The sequence below is a fragment of the Ruegeria sp. TM1040 genome, assembly GCF_000014065.1.
Lineage (GTDB): Bacteria > Pseudomonadota > Alphaproteobacteria > Rhodobacterales > Rhodobacteraceae > Epibacterium.
In genome coordinates this window covers 488,322-505,000 of the sequence record NC_008043.1, presented here as the reverse complement: position 1 = coordinate 505,000, position 16,679 = coordinate 488,322, and the positions used below count along the sequence as shown (strand labels likewise).

Sequence of the window (16,679 nt, the reverse complement as noted above, 5' to 3'; positions counted from 1 at the left end):
CCGATCTCCTGCAGCTGCCCCAGGACTTCGGCATTGCCACGGGTGATCCAGTGGAACGCGTTCAGTGGGTGAAGCTTCTGGTTTTGCAGTTGAAGGATCTTGTAGCCTTCATTGAGGGTCTGCAGCATCGAATAGCTGGTGCCCGCCCCGATATCGGTGGCGATCCCGTTCTGGATGCCCTTGGCCCGCAGTCCCCCGTCATCAAAGAGTCCGCTGCCGAGAAACAGGTTGGACGTGGGGCAGAACACCGGCTTGCCACCCACCTCCGCCAGCAGATCAATCTCGCGCGGTTCCAGATGGATTGCATGGCCCAGGAGTGTCTTGTCGTGCACCAGCCCGTAGCGCTCGTAGATGCCAAGGTAGTCTGGCGCATCCGGATACAGGCTCAGTGTAAAATCGATCTCGTCTCGATTTTCCGAGAGATGTGTCTGCACATAGGCATCCGGGTGCTCTGCCACCAGGGCACCTGCCATCTCCAGCTGGTCCGGGGTCGAGGTGATCGCAAAGCGCGGCGAGATCGCGTAGGAGGCCCGCCCCTTGCCGTGCCAGCGCTCGATCAGAGCCTTGGTTTCGTCATAGCCCTGTCGGGCCGTATCGCGCAGCCCGTCGGGGGCGTTGCGATCCATCATCACCTTGCCGCCAATCATCCGCATGTTGCGGCGCGCTGCCTCGGCAAAATAGGCCTCGGCCGAGGCGGGATGCACCGAACAGAAGGCCACCGCGGTGGTGGTGCCGTGGCTCAGAACCAGATCAAAGAACGCACGCGCCATCCGGTCCGCATGGGTCTTGTCGGCAAACTGCACCTCGGCGGGGAAGGTATACGTGTTGAGCCAATCGAGCAGCTGCTCGCCCCAAGAGGCCACCACCTGTACCTGCGGAAAGTGCAGATGCAGATCGATAAAGCCCGGCATCAGCAGATGTGGGCGGTGATCGACCACCTCGGCCTCGGGCGCGGCGCGCAGAACCTCGGCATAGGCCCCATGAGCGGCAATGCGACCATCGCGGATCAGCAGCGCGCCATCCTCGAGACAGGTATAGGCCGCGGTATCATCTGGCCCGTTGGGCTCGGCATGAAAAGTCAGCGTGCGGCCACGCAGGATCTTGGCATCAGCGGACATCAGGTTCGCCTTTCGTAAACTAGGAGAGAGCCCCAGCGCCCAGCGCAGGCCCGCGTCGCGCCCCTTTTGGGAGCAACGCAAGGTCGGGCGGTCAGCGAGATCCGGTGCCCCGGATCAATGTGGGGACATAGCGGAGGGCAAGGGGGAGGAAGAGGGTCAGTTGCCCGCCAGATAGAAGGGCAGCTCTGCCGCGCCATCTGCATACCATTGACGGATGAGCGCGCGCTCGTCCTCTTCCATATAGGTCACATTTGCAGGCGGCATTGCATGGGTCGCCCCGGCCTGAAGATAGATCTGCCGGGCGTATTTGGCGACATCTGCCGGTGTTTCGAGCAACACATTCTTGGGCGCGCGGCGGATGCCGTCGTAATAAGGCTCGCGCGCGTGGCACATGGCGCAACGTCCCGGCACCACATTCATCACGTCCTCGAAATGCTCCGAGCCAGCAAAAGCCAGCTCGGTTTGGGTCAGTGTACGCGCCTCGGACTCCTCATAGGTGTCCTGCACCAGCGGCGCTTGGCTCAATGCCATGATGGCAATGAACAGCAGGATCGTCACGGGCCAGGTCCAGGTCGGATTGCCCGCGCCCGCGTGCCGCGTGTTGAAGTAGTGACGGATCGTCACCCCCATCAGGAACACAAGCGCCGCAATCAGCCAGTTGTACTCGGTGGCAAAGGCCAGCGGATAGTGGTTGGAGAGCATCAGGAAGATCACCGGCAAGGTCAGGTAGTTGTTGTGCGTCGAGCGCAGCTTGGCGATCTTGCCGTATTTTGCATCCGGCGTGCGCCCTTCTTGCAGGTCTTTTACCACGATGCGCTGGTTCGGCATGATGATAAAGAACACATTCGCCGTCATGATGGTCGCCGTGAAGGCCCCCAGATGCAGCATCACCGCCCGGCCGGTAAAGATCTGGTTGTAACCATAACCCATGGCTACCAGCAGCACGAACAACAGCACCATCAGCATGGTCGGCTTTTCGCCAAGCGGGGATTTGCACAAAAAGTCATAGACCAGCCAGCCCACGCTCAGCGATGCGCCGGAAATCAGGATCCCCTGCCACAGCGCCAGGTCGGCCTTGTTTGCGTCAATGAGATAGAGCTCGCCGCCCGCCCAGTAGACGATCATCAGGAGCGCAGCCCCCGAGAGCCAGGTGGCGTAGCTCTCCCATTTGAACCAGATCAGGTGGTCGGGCATATTGGCCGGGGCGACCAGATATTTCTGGATGTGGTAAAAGCCACCGCCGTGCACCTGCCACTCTTCACCATGCGCGCCCACCGGAAGATGCGGCACCTTGCGCAGCCCCAGATCCAGCGCCACGAAATAAAAGGACGACCCGATCCAGGCGATCGCGGTGATGACATGTAGCCAGCGGACGGCAAACCCCAGCCAGTCCCACATGATGACAAGCTCTTGCATAGCTCACTCCTTGCGCGTTTGCCCTGACCCTAGGCGCGCGCGGTATTTTCGTGTATCAGGAAAAAATTCCAAGCTGCTTCAAACATAAGCTAACAATGAAATCCCCGACATGGCCTACCTGAACAATATCCGCACCTTCGTCCGCGTCTACGAACTTGGCAATATGTCTGCTGCTGCACGGGACATGCGCATCTCTGCTGCCGTGGCTTCCTCGCGGATTTCGCAGCTCGAAGAACACCTCAAGGTGCGCCTTTTTCAACGCACCACCCGGCTCCTGCACCCCACTGAACAGGGGCAGCTCTTCTATCACGGCGCAGTCAAGATTCTGGAGGCCGTCGAAGAGGCAGAAGCCGACATCTCCAACGTGACGCAAACGCCGCGTGGCACGCTTTATGTCGCAGCGCCCCTTGGGCTGGGCCAGCGCCTCATCGCGCCTGCCGTGCCGCAGTTCAATGCAGCCTATCCTTTGATCAATATTCGCCTGCGCCTGTCGGATCGCAAACTGGACCTCGCTGCCGAGGGGCTTGATGCGGCCTTCTTTCTGGGATTGCCCGAGGATTCCAACCTCAAGATCCGCAAGATCACCGACTGCCCGCGCGTTCTCTGCGCCGCGCCGGCCTATCTCAAGGCGCGCGGCACCCCAACATCCAGCGCCGAGCTCAAAACCGACGCCCATGATTGTCTGAACCTGCGCTACCCCGGCGCGCCAGAGTTTCAATGGCCTCTGCACGGCCCCGATGGGCTGCGCCGTGTGGCGGTCACCGGACCTTTTGAATCAGACCACGGGGATGTTTTGACCCAATGGGCGCTCGACGGGCACGGCATCATCCTGAAACCGGTGTTTGAAATCTCGGAACATCTGGCGTCAGGCCGCTTGGTGCCGGTGCTCCCAGATGAGCCTCCCGCCACCATTCAGATGGCCTGTCTTTACATGCACCGCCGCCACCAGGACCCCAAGGTGCGCCTGTTCTTGGACTTCATGGTCGATCACATCCTCGCCTCCCTTCCCTCTGACGCCGCCTGAGCCCCCCCTCGGACATGAAAAAGGGCGGTGCCCTGCAGCCCGCCCCTTCCTCTTTTCCCACATACCTATGCGTCAGCTGCCCCGATAGGTGGAGTAGCCATAGGGCGAGAGCAGTAGCGGCACATGATAATGGCTCTCCGCCTCGCTCATCCCGAACCGGATCGGCACTTCATCGAGAAACAGCGGGTCCTCCCCCGCCTGGCCGGTGGCACGCAGGTAGTCGCCACAGAAAAACACCAGCTCATAACTGCCGGTCGCAAAACGCTCTGCAGGCAGGATCGGGCTATCGGTGCGCCCATCGCTATTGGTCACGGTCTGCGCAACTTTCTCGCGCGCGCCGGCGCTCACCTTATAAAGGGCGATCTCGATCCCCTCTGCGGGACAGCCCCGCGCGGTGTCCAGAACATGTGTGGTCAGATATCCGCTCATCTCTCGCCTTTCCTCTGAGGCTCAGCGGCCGCGTCGCCCCTGCGCCATCTCCTTGGTGCTGAATTTCACACCATAATGCGCCCGCCCTGCCCGAGATGCACGCACGAGCATCAAACAGCACTTTCAAAAATTGCTGTAAAGCCCAAGGGACATTTCACATGTATAACAATGAAACGAACTCAAAACCGGAGACCCCAACGTGACACGCTATCCCCGCGACATGCGCGGCTACGGCGCAACGCCCCCCCACCCTGCCTGGCCAAATGGCGCAAAGATCGCCGTGCAATTTGTCCTGAACTACGAGGAAGGGGGCGAGAACTGCACCCTGCACGGGGATGCGGCCTCCGAGGCGTTTCTCTCCGACATCCCCGGCGCTGCGCAATGGCCGGGCCAGCGCCACTGGAACATGGAGTCGATCTATGAATATGGCGCGCGCGCAGGCTTTTGGCGTCTGCACCGCCTGTTCACCGGCGCGGGCATCCCGCTGACCATCTACGGCGTCGCCAGTGCGCTTGCCCGCAGCCCCGAGCAGCTGAAGGCGATGAAGGACGCCGACTGGGAAATCGCCTCTCATGGTCTCAAATGGGTCGAACACAAGGACATGGCCGAGGACGACGAGCGCGCCTCCATCAAAGAGGCGATCCGCCTACATACCGAAGTGGTCGGCACCCGCCCCCGCGGCTGGTACACCGGGCGCTGCAGCGCCAATACGGTGCGGCTCGTCGCCGAGGAAGGCGGATTTGACTATATCTCCGACACCTATGATGACGACCTGCCCTATTGGCTCGAGGTGGGCGCGCGCGATCAGCTCATCATTCCCTACACGCTTGAAGCCAACGACATGCGCTTTGCCACCGCGCCGGGCTGGGTCACGGGATCTGATTTTGGGGACTATCTGACCGACGCCTTTGATACGCTCTACTCCGAAGGCGCGGCGGGGGCGCCCAAGATGATGACCATCGGTTTGCACTGCCGCCTGATCGGGCGTCCGGGCAAGATCGCCGCGCTCAAACGCTTTATCGACCATATCCAGAGCCATCCGGGCGTCTGGTGCCCGCGCCGCATCGATATCGCCGAACATTGGGCCACAGAGCATCCGCATCAGCGCCGCCAGCGCCCGAGCCAGATGGACCGAGACACATTTGTGGGCGCTTATGGGTCAATCTTTGAGCACTCCCCCTGGATTGCTGATCGCGCCTTTGATCTCGAACTTGGACCCGCGCATGATTGCGCGGCGGGCGTGCATAATGCGCTCTGCCGGATCTTCCGCAGCGCATCCGAGGACGAACGCCTCGGCGTTTTGACCGCGCACCCGGATCTTGCGGGCAAACTCGCCTCTGCCGGACGCCTCACCGCCGAGAGCACCTCGGAACAGGCCAGTGCCGGGCTCAACCTTCTGACCGACGCGGAGCGCGAGACCTTTACCGCGCTCAACACCGCCTACGTGGAAAAGCACGGCTTTCCCTTCATCATCGCGGTGCGCGATCACGACAAGGCGTCGATCATGGCGGCCTTCAAGCGCCGCATCGACAATGACCGCGCCGCGGAATTTGACGAGGCCTGCAGACAGGTCGAGCGCATCGCAGAGTTTCGCCTGATGGACCTCCTGCCATGAGCCGCACCCTCACGGCCCGCCCCCTCACGGCAGAGGCGTTTGCCCCCTATGGCGATCTCCTGATGCCAAAGCCAGAGCCCGACAAGATCATCAATCAGGGCAAATGCGGCCGCCACCATGATCTCGCGCAGCTCGATTTTGCGGATGGTCGCGCAGGCATCAGCCTCTTTGTCTCCGAGGCGCGGCATCTCCCTTACGAGGTAGAGCTGGTCGAACGCCACCCCGAGGGCAGCCAGGCCTTTGTGCCGCTTGATGGCGTGCCGATGATCGTGATCGTGGCCCCCGACGCGGATGGCAGCCCCGGCCAGCCCGAAGCCTTCCTGAGCGCACCGGGCCAGTCGATCAACCTGCATCGCGGCACCTGGCATGGCGTGCTCGCACCCTTTCAGCAGCCCGGTCAGTACATCGTCATCGACCGCATCGGCGATGGCGCCAACCTCGAAGAACACTGGTTCCAAGAGCCTTGGATCGTCACCGAAATTTCAGCACCGGCGGAGGGATAGCCTCTGCCACACACCCCGGATCATCCTGACCCGCCCAATGAGGACAGGAGATCCCCCCAACCAACAGGGAACAGAACATGTCTGATACAACCATCGGGACGCCGGAGCAGCTCCGCGACCCCGACTATATGCCCCCTCTGGGCAAAGCCATCCCGCTGGGCATCCAGCATGTGCTGGCGATGTTTGTCTCCAACGTGACCCCCGCAATCATCGTGGCGGGGGCAGCCGGGTTTGGCTTTGGCTCAAACTCCCCCGACTTTCCCGAGCTTTTGTACCTGATCCAGATGTCGATGCTCTTTGCCGGGATCGCCACCCTGATGCAGACGCTGACGCTTGGTCCGGTCGGGGCCAAGCTGCCAATCGTGCAGGGGACCTCGTTTGCCTTCCTGCCGATCATGATTCCGCTGGTTGCGGGCAAGGGCGTGGATGCGCTGGCGGCGCTCTTTGGCGGCGTGCTCATCGGTGGGCTGTTCCACGCGGCCCTTGGTCTGGTGATTGGCCGCATCCGCTTTGCGCTGCCGCCACTTGTCACCGGCCTTGTGGTCACCATGATCGGTCTGGCGCTGGTCAAAGTCGGCATCCAATACGCCGCAGGCGGTGTGCCCGCCATCGGGACGCCGGAATATGGCTCGCTTCTGAACTGGTCGGCGGCGCTTGTGGTGATCGTGGTCACGCTCGGGCTCAAGTTTTTCACCCGTGGCATGCTCTCCGTGGCAGCTGTGCTCCTGGGGCTGATTGTCGGCTATATCTACGCACTCATGGTGGGGATGCTCAGCTTTGACTCGATTGGCGCCAGCTGGAGCAATGCCGCCGCCTTTGCTCTTCCGCAGCCGTTCAAATACGGGTTTGAGTTCTCCTTTGCCGCCATTCTGGGCTTCTGCCTGATGGCCTTTGTATCCGCGGTCGAAACCGTGGGCGATGTTTCCGGCATCACCAAAGGCGGCGCAGGTCGCGAAGCCACGGACAAGGAAATCGAAGGCGCAACCTTTGCCGACGGCTTTGGCTCGGCGCTGGCGGGGGCCTTCGGCGCGATGCCCAACACCTCCTTCAGCCAGAACGTCGGCCTCATCGCCATGACTGGCGTCATGAGCCGGCATGTTGTCACCTGCGGCGCGATCTTCCTGATCATCTGTGGCCTCATTCCCAAGGTCGGCGCGGTCATTCGCACGGTCCCGATCGAGGTGCTCGGTGGCGGTGTCATCGTGATGTTTGGCATGGTGGTCGCTGCGGGGATCTCGATCCTGTCGGATGTGGACTGGAACCGGCGCAACATGGTGATCTTTGCGATTTCGCTCTCGGTAGGTCTTGGCCTGCAGCTGGAGCCCGGCGCGCTGCAGCACATGCCCGACACCGCGCGCATCCTGCTGACCAGCGGCCTTCTGCCCGCCGCCGTGATCTCTATCGCCTTGAACCTGATCCTGCCCGAAGAGCTGGCGGACGAGTCGACCGAAGAGGTCTCGGGCGGCATGTCGGGCCACTCCAAAGGATCGCTTGGCACGTCACGCGACGCGCAATGAGAGGCACCAGAATAAGCAAAAGGGCCGCATCACGCGGCCCTTTTTCATTTTATAACAGTCTGTTGAAGGTCACTCAGCGCAGCGGCGCCAGCGGCATGTGCCGGTTCACATCTTTATAAAGCAGATAGCGGAACTTGCCCGGCCCCCCCGCATAACAGGCCTGTGGGCAGAAGGCGCGCAACCACATGTAGTCGCCTGCTTCCACCTCGACCCAATCCTGGTTGAGCCGATAAACCGCCTTCCCCTCAAGCACGTAAAGCCCATGCTCCATCACATGCGTCTCGGCAAAGGGAATGACCGCGCCCGGCTCAAAGGTCACGATGGTCACATGCATGTCGTGGCGCAGATCCTCGGGGTTCACAAAGCGCGAGGTCGCCCATTTGCCATCGGTGCCGGGCATCGCCGTGGGCGTCACCTCCTGTTCGTTGGTGACAAAGGCGTCGGGCGCCTCAAGCCCCTCTACCGCCTGATAGGCCTTGCGGATCCAGTGAAACCGCACCGGCGCGTCGCTTGTGTTCCTCAAACTCCAATCCGAGGCTGGCGGCACAAAGGCATAGCCGCCTTCGCGCATCTGATGTGTGGCCCCGTCAAGGGTCAGCTCCATCTGCCCTTCGACCACAAACAGCACCGCCTCCACGCCTGCCTCGGTTTCGGGCCGTGTGGAGCCACCACCGGGCAGAACCTCGGCGATGTAATGCGAAAACGTCTCGGCAAAGCCCGACAGCGGCCGCGCGATCACCCAGAACCGGGCCTTCTCCCAGAAGGGCAGCAGGCTGGTCACAATATCGCTGTTGGTGCCCTTGGGGATCACCGCATAGGCCTCGGTAAACATTGCCCGGTCCGTCAGGAGCTGGGTCTGCGGCGGCAGCCCGCCATGGGGCGCATAATAGGTGGGTTTTGTCATCGCATAACCTTTTCAATTCGCAGGCCCATCAAACCGCGCCAAGGCGCTCAGGCCAATCCCTATGATACCCCCATTCGCATGAAGGATTATAAGGCTCGATTTGAAAGCCGGTCGCGCCAGCTCCCGCGCCCCATTGACCCGCCGGGAAAAGGCCGCGCAATATGCCGCAACCCAAAGGACAACTACAGAGGCCGCAGATGACCCAGAGCATGCAAGACACCGCGCTGGAGCTGTTCCACTGCGCCATTCAACGCGCCGACCCCGCCGCCGCCGTGGCTGCACAGCTTGCAGCAGAGCCGATTGCGCCTCTGGCTCCGGGTGGGCGGCGCATTGTGCTCGCCGTGGGCAAGGCCGCTGTTCCAATGATGCGCGCAACCCTCGCCGCGCTCGCAGAGCCGCCCGCAGCGGCGCTTGTTGTGACCAATCCCGAAAACCTCACCGATGTCCCTGGCGCCGAAGTGATCGCCGGATCCCACCCGGTCCCCGATCAATCAAGCGCCGACGCAGGCGCACGGGTGCTGTCCCTTGTCCAGACCCTCACCGCGGCAGATCAGCTGATTGTGCTGATCTCCGGCGGAGGGTCGGCGCTGATGGTGGCCCCGGCTCCGGGTCTCAGCCTTGCGGACAAGGCCACCGTGAACGAGATGCTGCTGGCCTCGGGACTAGAGATCAACCGGATGAACCTGATCCGTCAGGCGCTGTCGCAGCTCAAAGGCGGCGGTCTGTGTCGCGCCGCCGCACCCGCCGAAGTCACGGCCCTGATCCTCTCGGATGTGATCGGCGATGATCTACGCGCCATCGCCTCCGGTCCCACGGTTGCCCCCCTGGGTCAGAAGGCCGACGCTCGCGCGCTTTTGCAGGCCGAAGGCCTCTGGGACGCGCTCCCCGCTGCGGTCAAAACCCATCTTGAGACCCCCGAAGATGAGCGCGAGATGCCCGCTGCGCAAAACGTCCTGATCGGTTCCAACCGGTTCAGCCTTGAAGCAATGCGCGATCACGCCAAGGCCCTTGGCTGGCATGTGCCGGATCTGGTCGATGACCTGACCGGGGATGTCGCTGAGGCAGCCCAGCGCATACTGGACACGGCCCAAACGCCCGCCCCGGACCGCCCGACGGCCCTCCTGTTTGGCGGCGAGACCACCGTACGCCTCAGCGGCACCGGACGCGGCGGACGCAATCAGGAGCTGGCGCTCAGGATCGCGCAGGCGGCAAAGAGCCTCGCAGGGGACTGGGTGTTTCTCTCCGGGGGCACCGATGGCCGCGACGGGCCGACAGATGCCGCAGGTGGGTTGGTCACACCAGACACCTGGGCCGAGATCGCGCGCGCGGGTGCTGATCCCGCGGCCCTCTTGGCCAACAACGACAGCTATGCAGCCCTGAAGGCCGCAGATGCCTTGGTAACGATCGGCGGCACAGGCACCAATGTGGCCGACGTGCAGATCCTGCTCAGACGCCCCTAAAGATCAAGCCCGTTGAGCTTGCGCAGCAGATCGAGCAGCGCCTCGTAATCCTCGGCTCCCATCTTTTCGCGGGTGCGCTCAATGAGGGCGAGGCTGTCGTCGATATTGGCCTCAATCACCTGCATGCCCGCATCGGTCAGGGTAATCACCTGCCGCCGCCGGTCGGTTTCATCCCGCGCCCGGTCAATGAGCCCTTTTTCCTGCAATTTCTGCAGAATCCGCGTGAGGCTTGGGAGCAACAGACACGCCTGATCCGCGATTTGCGTGGGATCAATCGGCCCGCTTTCCTGCACCACGCGCAGCACCCGCCATTGCTGCTCGGTCAGATCCTGTCCGTTCAACAACTGACGCACCGGCCCCATCACCCGCTCGCGCGCGCGCAGCAAAGCAATCGGGAGGGATCTGTCGGTTCTGGGCAATGCATGTGTCATGCTCCCCTGTATCGCCGCCAAACCCAGACTTGGCAATCACTTATCAAAGTTAAGTATTTTTCACCGCCCCCGTTGACAGGGATGCCGCACAAACATAACATGTTAAGCAGTTTGGGAGGAGGACCCGAATGCCCCATATCACCTTGGACTATGCGCCCCGCCTGGCGCAGTTCGTCGACTTACCAGAGCTGTGTGACACCCTGCGCCGCGCCGCGATCAATACCGGCATCCTGCCCATGGCCGGCGTGCGGGTGCGCGCGATTGCCGCCGATCACATCAGCATCGCTGATGGCAATCCCGATCACATGTATCTCGATATCTCGGTGCGCCTGCGCGGCGGTCGCTCGCTCGAGGCCCGCAAGGCCGCCACCCAAGAAATCTTTGCCGCCGCCCGCGCCGTTCTCGCGCCGGTGATGGCCTCTCATCCAATCGCACTCTCGCTCGAGATGCGCGACATCGACCCTGACCTATCGCCCAAATGCGGCAGCATCCGCGACCATCTGAGCACAGGAGACCCAGCATGAGCGACCTCGCCGTCAACCTCGACAAACTCGCAGGTTTTCTCGAAGAATACCGAAAATCCGGCATCACCAACCTCATTGGCGGCGAGGCCCGCCCCGCCGCCTCCGGCCAGACGTTTGAAACGACCTCGCCGGTGGATGAGAGCGTGATCTGCTCGGTGGCCCGCGGCGGGTCCGAGGACATAGATGCAGCCGCACAGGCCGCCAAAGCCGCCTTCCCCGCATGGCGCGACCTGCCCGCGACCGAACGCAAGGCGATCCTGCACCGCATCGCAGATGGGATTGTGGAACGGGCCGAGGAAATCGCGCTCTGCGAGTGCTGGGACACCGGTCAGGCGCTGCGCTTCATGTCCAAAGCGGCCCTGCGCGGAGCAGAGAATTTTCGCTTCTTTGCCGACCGTGCGCCTTCGGCCCGCGATGGTCAGATGCTGCCCTCGCCCACCTTGATGAATGTCACCACCCGTGTGCCGATCGGCCCTGTGGGTGTCATCACACCCTGGAATACGCCCTTCATGCTCTCCACATGGAAGATCGCGCCTGCCTTGGCCGCGGGCTGCACCGTCGTCCATAAACCGGCAGAGTTCTCGCCCCTGACGGCCCGTATTCTGGCGGAGATCGCCCATGATGCGGGCCTGCCCCCCGGCGTCTGGAACCTCGTCAACGGCCTCGGCGAAGAGGCCGGCAAGGCGCTCACCGAACATCCCGACATCAAGGCCATCGCCTTTGTCGGTGAGAGCAAAACCGGCTCGATGATCATGGCCCAAGGCGCGCCGACCCTGAAACGTGTGCATTTTGAACTCGGCGGCAAGAACCCGGTGGTGGTCTTTGACGATGCCGATCTCGACCGGGCCTTGGACGCGGCGATCTTCATGATCTACTCGCTGAATGGCGAGCGCTGCACCTCTTCCTCGCGCCTGCTCATTCAGGACAGCATCGCCGAGGCATTCGAGGCCAAACTGCTCGCGCGTGTAAACAGCATCAAGGTCGGCCACCCGCTTGACCCCCAAACCGAGGTCGGCCCGCTCATTCACAAGACCCACTTCGACAAGGTGACCTCCTATTTCGACATCGCGCGGCACGATGGCGCCACCGTCGCCGCAGGTGGCAGCCGCCACGGCGACACCGGCTGGTTTGTCAAACCCACGCTCTTTACCGGGGCCACCAATCAGATGACCATCGCCCGCGAGGAAATCTTCGGCCCGGTCCTCACCGCCATCCGCTTCACCGACGAAGACGAGGCGCTGAACATCGCCAATGACACCCAATATGGCCTCACCGCCTATGTCTGGACCAACGATGTGACCCGCGCCATGCGCTTCACCAACCAGCTTGAGGCCGGGATGATCTGGGTGAACTCGGAAAACGTCCGCCACCTGCCTACGCCCTTTGGTGGGGTCAAGGCTTCCGGGATCGGGCGCGACGGCGGCGACTGGAGCTTTGAGTTCTACATGGAACAGAAACACATCGGCTTTGCCACCGGCCACCACAAGATCCCCCGCCTCGGCGCCTGAGGCCTTCAGATTCTCCCAAATATCCCGGGGAGCGCGAGGGGCAGAGCCCCTCGTATGTCGCCCTAACATTCGGCCTGTCCATTCGGAGGAGACCCGACATGCCCATTCCCGCCGCAAATCTTTATCCGCCCTTCAACATCACCCGCCTCAGCCATGTGGAATACGGCGTCACCGACCTTGCGGCCTCCCGCACCTTCTACGTCGACATCCTCGGCCTGCAGGTCACTCATGAGGACGACAGCCGGATTTATCTGCGCGCCATGGAAGAACGCGGCCACCACTGCATCATCCTGCGCCAATCCGACCACGCGGGCGTCGCGTGCCTCGGCTTCAAACTCTATGACACGCCGGATCTTGAGAAGGCCGCCGCCTTTTTCGAGGGCAAAAGCCTGCCGGTGGAGTGGATCGAACGCCCCTTCATGGGGCCGAGCTTGCGCACCCGCGATCCATGGGGTGTGCCGCTGGAGTTCTACGTCAAGATGGACCGCCTCCCGCCGATACATCAGCAGTACAGGCTCTATAATGGCGTGAAACCCCTCCGCATCGACCACTTCAACATGTTTTCGGCCAATGTCGACGCGGCGGTGGCCTTCTACGGCGAGATGGGGTTTCGCGTCACCGAATATACCGAGGATGACGACTCCGGCCGCGTCTGGGCAGCCTGGATGCACCGCAAGGGCGGCGTGCATGATGTGGCCTTCACCAATGGAACCGGCCCGCGTCTGCATCACACCGCCTTTTGGGTACCAACCCCGCTCAACATCATCGACCTCCTCGATCTGATGTCGACCACCGGCTATGTCGCCAATATCGAACGCGGCCCCGGCCGCCACGGCATTTCCAACGCGTTCTTCCTCTATGTGCGCGACCCCGACGGCCACCGGATCGAAATCTATTGCTCGGACTATCAGACCTGCGATGCGGATCTGGAGCCGATCAAATGGTCCCTCACCGACCCGCAGCGCCAGACCCTCTGGGGCGCACCCGCACCGCGCAGCTGGTTCGAAGAAGGCTCCCTGTTCGACGGGGCCGAAACACGCGACAGTGATCTCAAAGCACAACCGATCATCGCGCCGTAAGAAGACAAAGGGACAGCGCCCGATCCTGGGAAGGTCGGGCGCTGTCCGTGCCTTGGGCACGAACAAGGGAGCACAAAATGAACTGGACCGATTTTGCATCCTGGGGCCGCAAGGTCGCCGATTGGGCGCAGGACTATCACCTCACCGTGGGCGAGCGCCCGGTGCGCGCGCAGACCAAACCCGGTGATATGCTGACCGCCCTGCCCGAAACACCGCCGGAACAGGGCGAGGGGATGGAGACGATCTTTGCCGATTTTGAGGAAAAGGTGATGCCCGGCATCACCCATTGGCAGCACCCGCGCTTCTTTGCCTATTTCGCCTCCAACGCCGCCGCGCCCTCGGTGCTGGCGGAATTCCTGACCTCCGCCATCGCGCCGCAATGTATGCTCTGGCAGACCTCTCCGGCGGCGACCGAGATGGAGACCCGGATGATGGACTGGCTGCGCCAATCCCTTGGCCTGCCGAGCGAATTTCGCGGCGTCATTCAGGACAGCGCCTCTTCGGCGACCCTTGCTGCGGTGCTCACCATGCGCGAACGGGCCTTGAACTGGCAGGGCAATCAACAGGGGCTCGCGGGCCAGCCGACCTTGCGGATCTATTGTTCGTCCGAGGTGCACACCTCGGTGGACCGTGCGATCTGGGTTGCGGGCATCGGTCAGGCCAACCTCGTGCGCGTACCCATCAAGGGCGACTGGCGCGGCATGGATCCCGCAGCGCTTGAGACTGCGATCCAGTCGGACAAGGCCGCAGGCCTTCAACCCGCTGGCGTCATCCTCTGTGTGGGCGGCACCGGCACCGGCGCCACGGACCCCATCGCGGACTGCATCAAGGTGGCGCAGAATCATGGGCTTTATACCCATGTGGACGCGGCATGGGCCGGTTCCGCGATGATCTGCCCGGAGTTCCGCGCGTATTGGCCGGGCATTGAGGGCGCAGACAGCATCGTTTTCAATCCGCATAAATGGCTCGGCGCGCAGTTTGATTGCTCGGCGCATTTCCTTAAGAACGCGGACGATCTGGTGCGCACCCTCGCCATCAGCCCGGAATACCTCAAGACCCACGGTCACGACGGCATCATCAACTATTCCGAATGGTCGGTCCCCCTGGGCCGCCGCTTCCGCGCGCTAAAGATCTGGTTCCTGATCCGCACCTATGGCCTTGAAGGATTGCGCCAACGCATCCGCAATCACGTTGCATGGTCGCGCCAGCTTCACGACGCGCTTGCGCAAGAGCCGGATTTTGAAATCGTCACCCCGCCGATGTGGTCGCTCTGGACCTTCCGCTACGCGCCTGATGGGGCCACGGATCTCGATGCGCTGAACCTCGAACTCGTGAACAGGATCAACGACGACGGCCGCATCTACCTCACCCAGACCCGCGTGGACGGCGTGCTGGTGATCCGGTTTCAGGCGGGCGCGTTTGAAACCACCGAGGCTGACATCATGCTCGCCCATGATGTGATCACAGAAATCGCAAGAGGACTGACCTGATGCGTTTTGCCACCTACACCGCCGCGACTGAAACCTTTTACGGTGTCATCACCGACGCAGGCGCAATCGCCCTATCGCCGGAGTTCCCCGAGTGGCCCACCCTACGCGAAGTGATTGAAAACAAGGGTCTTCACACCCTTGCCCAAGCGGCGAAGGGGCGGGATGTGACCCATCCACTCGACCAGATCACCTATCAGATCCCGGTGCCCCGCCCGGAAAAAATCATCTGCGTTGGTGTCAACTTTCCCAACCGCAACGCGGAATATAAGGACGGACAGGACGCCCCCCCCAACATGTCGCTGTTTCCACGATTTGCGCGCAGCTTTACCGGGGCGAACCACCCGCTGATCCGCCCGCCGGAAAGCCCGCAACTGGATTACGAGGGCGAGATCGCCATCGTCATCGGCAAGGGCGGACGCCGCATTTCTGAGGCAGACGCCTATGACCACATTGCCGCGATAACCCTCTGTAATGAAGGCACAATCCGCGACTGGGTGCGCCATGCCAAATTCAACGTGACGCAGGGCAAGAACTGGGACAGCTCCGGTGCCATCGGCCCGTGGCTGGTGCCCTTTACCGCGCCCGCGCAGCTTGATGACGTGCGCATCACCACCAAGGTCAATGGCGAGTTGCGTCAGGATGATCGCACCTCCCGGATGCTGTTCCCGATCCGCCGTCAGATCGCCTATATCTCCACCTTTACCACGCTGGTTCCGGGCGACATCATCGTCACCGGCACCCCCACCGGCGCAGGCGCACGGTTTGATCCGCCAAAGTTCCTCAAACCCGGCGACGTGATCGAGGTCGAGGGTGAAGGCATCGGCATTCTGCGCAACGCAGTAGAGGATGAGGCATGACGCCGGATCAACACGCCGAGGCCGCCGCCCAGCTGCTGCGCGCCGAGGAAACACGCCAGCAATGCGGGCTCTTGTCGCTCGCCTATCCGGGCATGACACTGGAGGATGCCTATGCGGTGCAAAAGGCGCTGGTGACGCAGAAACTGGCGCAAGGTCGCCGCAAAATCGGCTGGAAGATCGGCCTCACCAGCCGCGCCATGCAGCAGGCGCTGAATATCACCACACCGGACTCGGGCGTGCTCCTCGATGATATGGTGTTTGAAAATGCCAGCACCGTACCAGAGGGGCGGTTTATCCAACCCCGCGTCGAGGCCGAGATCGCCTTTGTGATGAAAGCGCCGCTCGCGGGCCGCGATTGCACCCACGACGACATCCTGAAGGCCACCGAGTATGTTGCCCCGTCATTGGAGATCCTCGACACCCGTATCCTGCGCGCCGATCCCGCCACGGGGCAGGCCCGCATTATCACCGACACCATCAGCGACAACGCCGCCAATGCGGGCATCGTGATGGGCAAGGCCAAACACGCGATCGACGCCTTTGATCTGCGCCGCGTCGGCGCAATCCTGAAACGCGATGGCGTGGTCGAGGAAACCGGATTGGGCGCGGGCGTTCTGGACGATCCTGTGACCTCCGTGCTGTGGCTTGCACGGCGCATGGCGGACTATGGACAACAGATCGAGGCAGGCGATATCGTCCTCTCCGGGTCGTTCATCCGCCCTGTGGAATGCCCACCCGGCACCCAGATCCATGCCGATTTCGCGGATTTCGGCTCGGTAGAAATTTCGTTTTCATAAAAGAGGT

Annotated in this window: 16 protein-coding genes (1 of these 16 only partly in view); 11 read left to right on the top strand and 5 right to left on the bottom strand. The window is 62.3% G+C overall.

All coding sequences use genetic code 11. The features are described from left to right. Nucleotides 1-1,118: the 5' portion of a guanine deaminase gene (gene guaD / locus TM1040_RS02805; RefSeq protein WP_044026468.1), read on the bottom strand. The gene continues 187 nt to the left of window position 1, outside the view; 1,118 of the gene's 1,305 nt are visible here — the first part of the coding sequence; its start codon is at nucleotides 1,116-1,118; the stop codon falls past the left edge of the window. A 156-nt stretch (nucleotides 1,119-1,274) separates the two neighbouring features. Continuing rightward, on the bottom strand, nucleotides 1,275-2,534 hold the full coding sequence (locus TM1040_RS02800; protein ID WP_011537093.1) for a urate hydroxylase PuuD: 1,260 nt from the start codon (nucleotides 2,532-2,534) through the stop codon (nucleotides 1,275-1,277). A 109-nt stretch (nucleotides 2,535-2,643) separates the two neighbouring features. On the opposite strand from TM1040_RS02800, the gene TM1040_RS02795 reads away from it, so the two are divergent. Beyond that, nucleotides 2,644-3,558, top strand: a complete 915-nt coding sequence (locus TM1040_RS02795; protein ID WP_011537092.1) for a LysR family transcriptional regulator — start codon at nucleotides 2,644-2,646, stop codon at nucleotides 3,556-3,558. A 72-nt stretch (nucleotides 3,559-3,630) separates the two neighbouring features. Here the strand turns inward: TM1040_RS02795 and uraH are convergent, their stop codons facing one another. Further along, entirely contained in the window at nucleotides 3,631-3,987 is a 357-nt protein-coding gene (uraH, locus tag TM1040_RS02790; protein WP_011537091.1) for a hydroxyisourate hydrolase, read from the bottom strand. 199 nt (nucleotides 3,988-4,186) lie between these two features. On the opposite strand from uraH, the gene puuE reads away from it, so the two are divergent. From puuE to TM1040_RS02775, 3 genes are all read left to right on the top strand, one after another. After that, nucleotides 4,187-5,602: an allantoinase PuuE gene (gene puuE, locus TM1040_RS02785; RefSeq protein WP_011537090.1), complete on the top strand. Its 1,416-nt coding sequence runs from the start codon at nucleotides 4,187-4,189 to the stop codon at nucleotides 5,600-5,602. After that, a complete protein-coding gene (locus TM1040_RS02780) occupies nucleotides 5,599-6,105 on the top strand; it encodes an ureidoglycolate lyase (RefSeq protein WP_011537089.1) in 507 nt (168 codons plus the stop codon). The genes puuE and TM1040_RS02780 overlap by 4 nt, the downstream gene beginning before the upstream one ends. Before the next feature lie 77 nt (nucleotides 6,106-6,182). Then, entirely contained in the window at nucleotides 6,183-7,622 is a 1,440-nt protein-coding gene (locus TM1040_RS02775; RefSeq protein WP_011537088.1) for a uracil-xanthine permease family protein, read from the top strand. Between the two features lie 73 nt (nucleotides 7,623-7,695). Here TM1040_RS02775 and TM1040_RS02770 read toward each other — a convergent pair whose 3' ends face one another. Beyond that, nucleotides 7,696-8,526 (bottom strand): bifunctional allantoicase/(S)-ureidoglycine aminohydrolase, encoded by an 831-nt coding sequence (locus TM1040_RS02770; RefSeq protein WP_011537087.1) that lies wholly within the window; start codon nucleotides 8,524-8,526, stop codon nucleotides 7,696-7,698. Between the two features lie 197 nt (nucleotides 8,527-8,723). Here TM1040_RS02770 and TM1040_RS02765 point away from each other — a divergent pair, with 197 nt between their 5' ends. Continuing rightward, on the top strand, nucleotides 8,724-9,986 hold the full coding sequence (locus tag TM1040_RS02765; protein WP_011537086.1) for a glycerate kinase type-2 family protein: 1,263 nt from the start codon (nucleotides 8,724-8,726) through the stop codon (nucleotides 9,984-9,986). Here the strand turns inward: TM1040_RS02765 and hpaR are convergent. Further along, complete coding sequence (hpaR, locus tag TM1040_RS02760; RefSeq protein WP_011537085.1) at nucleotides 9,983-10,417, bottom strand: homoprotocatechuate degradation operon regulator HpaR; 435 nt, start codon at nucleotides 10,415-10,417, stop codon at nucleotides 9,983-9,985. The two genes, TM1040_RS02765 and hpaR, sit on opposite strands and share 4 nt — an antisense overlap. A gap of 128 nt (nucleotides 10,418-10,545) precedes the next feature. On the opposite strand from hpaR, the gene TM1040_RS02755 reads away from it, so the two are divergent. The 6 genes from TM1040_RS02755 (at nucleotide 10,546) to hpaH (ending at nucleotide 16,672) form a co-directional block, all read left to right on the top strand. Next, entirely contained in the window at nucleotides 10,546-10,941 is a 396-nt protein-coding gene (locus TM1040_RS02755) for a 5-carboxymethyl-2-hydroxymuconate Delta-isomerase (RefSeq protein ID WP_011537084.1), read from the top strand. After that, nucleotides 10,938-12,449, top strand: a complete 1,512-nt coding sequence (hpaE, locus tag TM1040_RS02750; protein WP_011537083.1) for a 5-carboxymethyl-2-hydroxymuconate semialdehyde dehydrogenase — start codon at nucleotides 10,938-10,940, stop codon at nucleotides 12,447-12,449. The genes TM1040_RS02755 and hpaE overlap by 4 nt, the downstream gene beginning before the upstream one ends. Nucleotides 12,450-12,547: 98 nt before the next feature. Then, a complete protein-coding gene (gene hpaD / locus TM1040_RS02745; protein WP_011537082.1) occupies nucleotides 12,548-13,528 on the top strand; it encodes a 3,4-dihydroxyphenylacetate 2,3-dioxygenase in 981 nt (326 codons plus the stop codon). 77 nt (nucleotides 13,529-13,605) lie between these two features. Next, complete coding sequence (locus TM1040_RS02740; RefSeq protein WP_011537081.1) at nucleotides 13,606-15,018, top strand: pyridoxal phosphate-dependent decarboxylase family protein; 1,413 nt, start codon at nucleotides 13,606-13,608, stop codon at nucleotides 15,016-15,018. Continuing rightward, nucleotides 15,018-15,875: a fumarylacetoacetate hydrolase family protein gene (locus TM1040_RS02735; protein WP_011537080.1), complete on the top strand. Its 858-nt coding sequence runs from the start codon at nucleotides 15,018-15,020 to the stop codon at nucleotides 15,873-15,875. Before TM1040_RS02740 ends, TM1040_RS02735 begins: the two co-directional genes overlap by 1 nt. Next, on the top strand, nucleotides 15,872-16,672 hold the full coding sequence (gene hpaH / locus TM1040_RS02730) for a 2-oxo-hept-4-ene-1,7-dioate hydratase (protein ID WP_011537079.1): 801 nt from the start codon (nucleotides 15,872-15,874) through the stop codon (nucleotides 16,670-16,672). Before TM1040_RS02735 ends, hpaH begins: the two co-directional genes overlap by 4 nt. The last annotated feature ends 7 nt before the right edge of the window (nucleotides 16,673-16,679 follow it).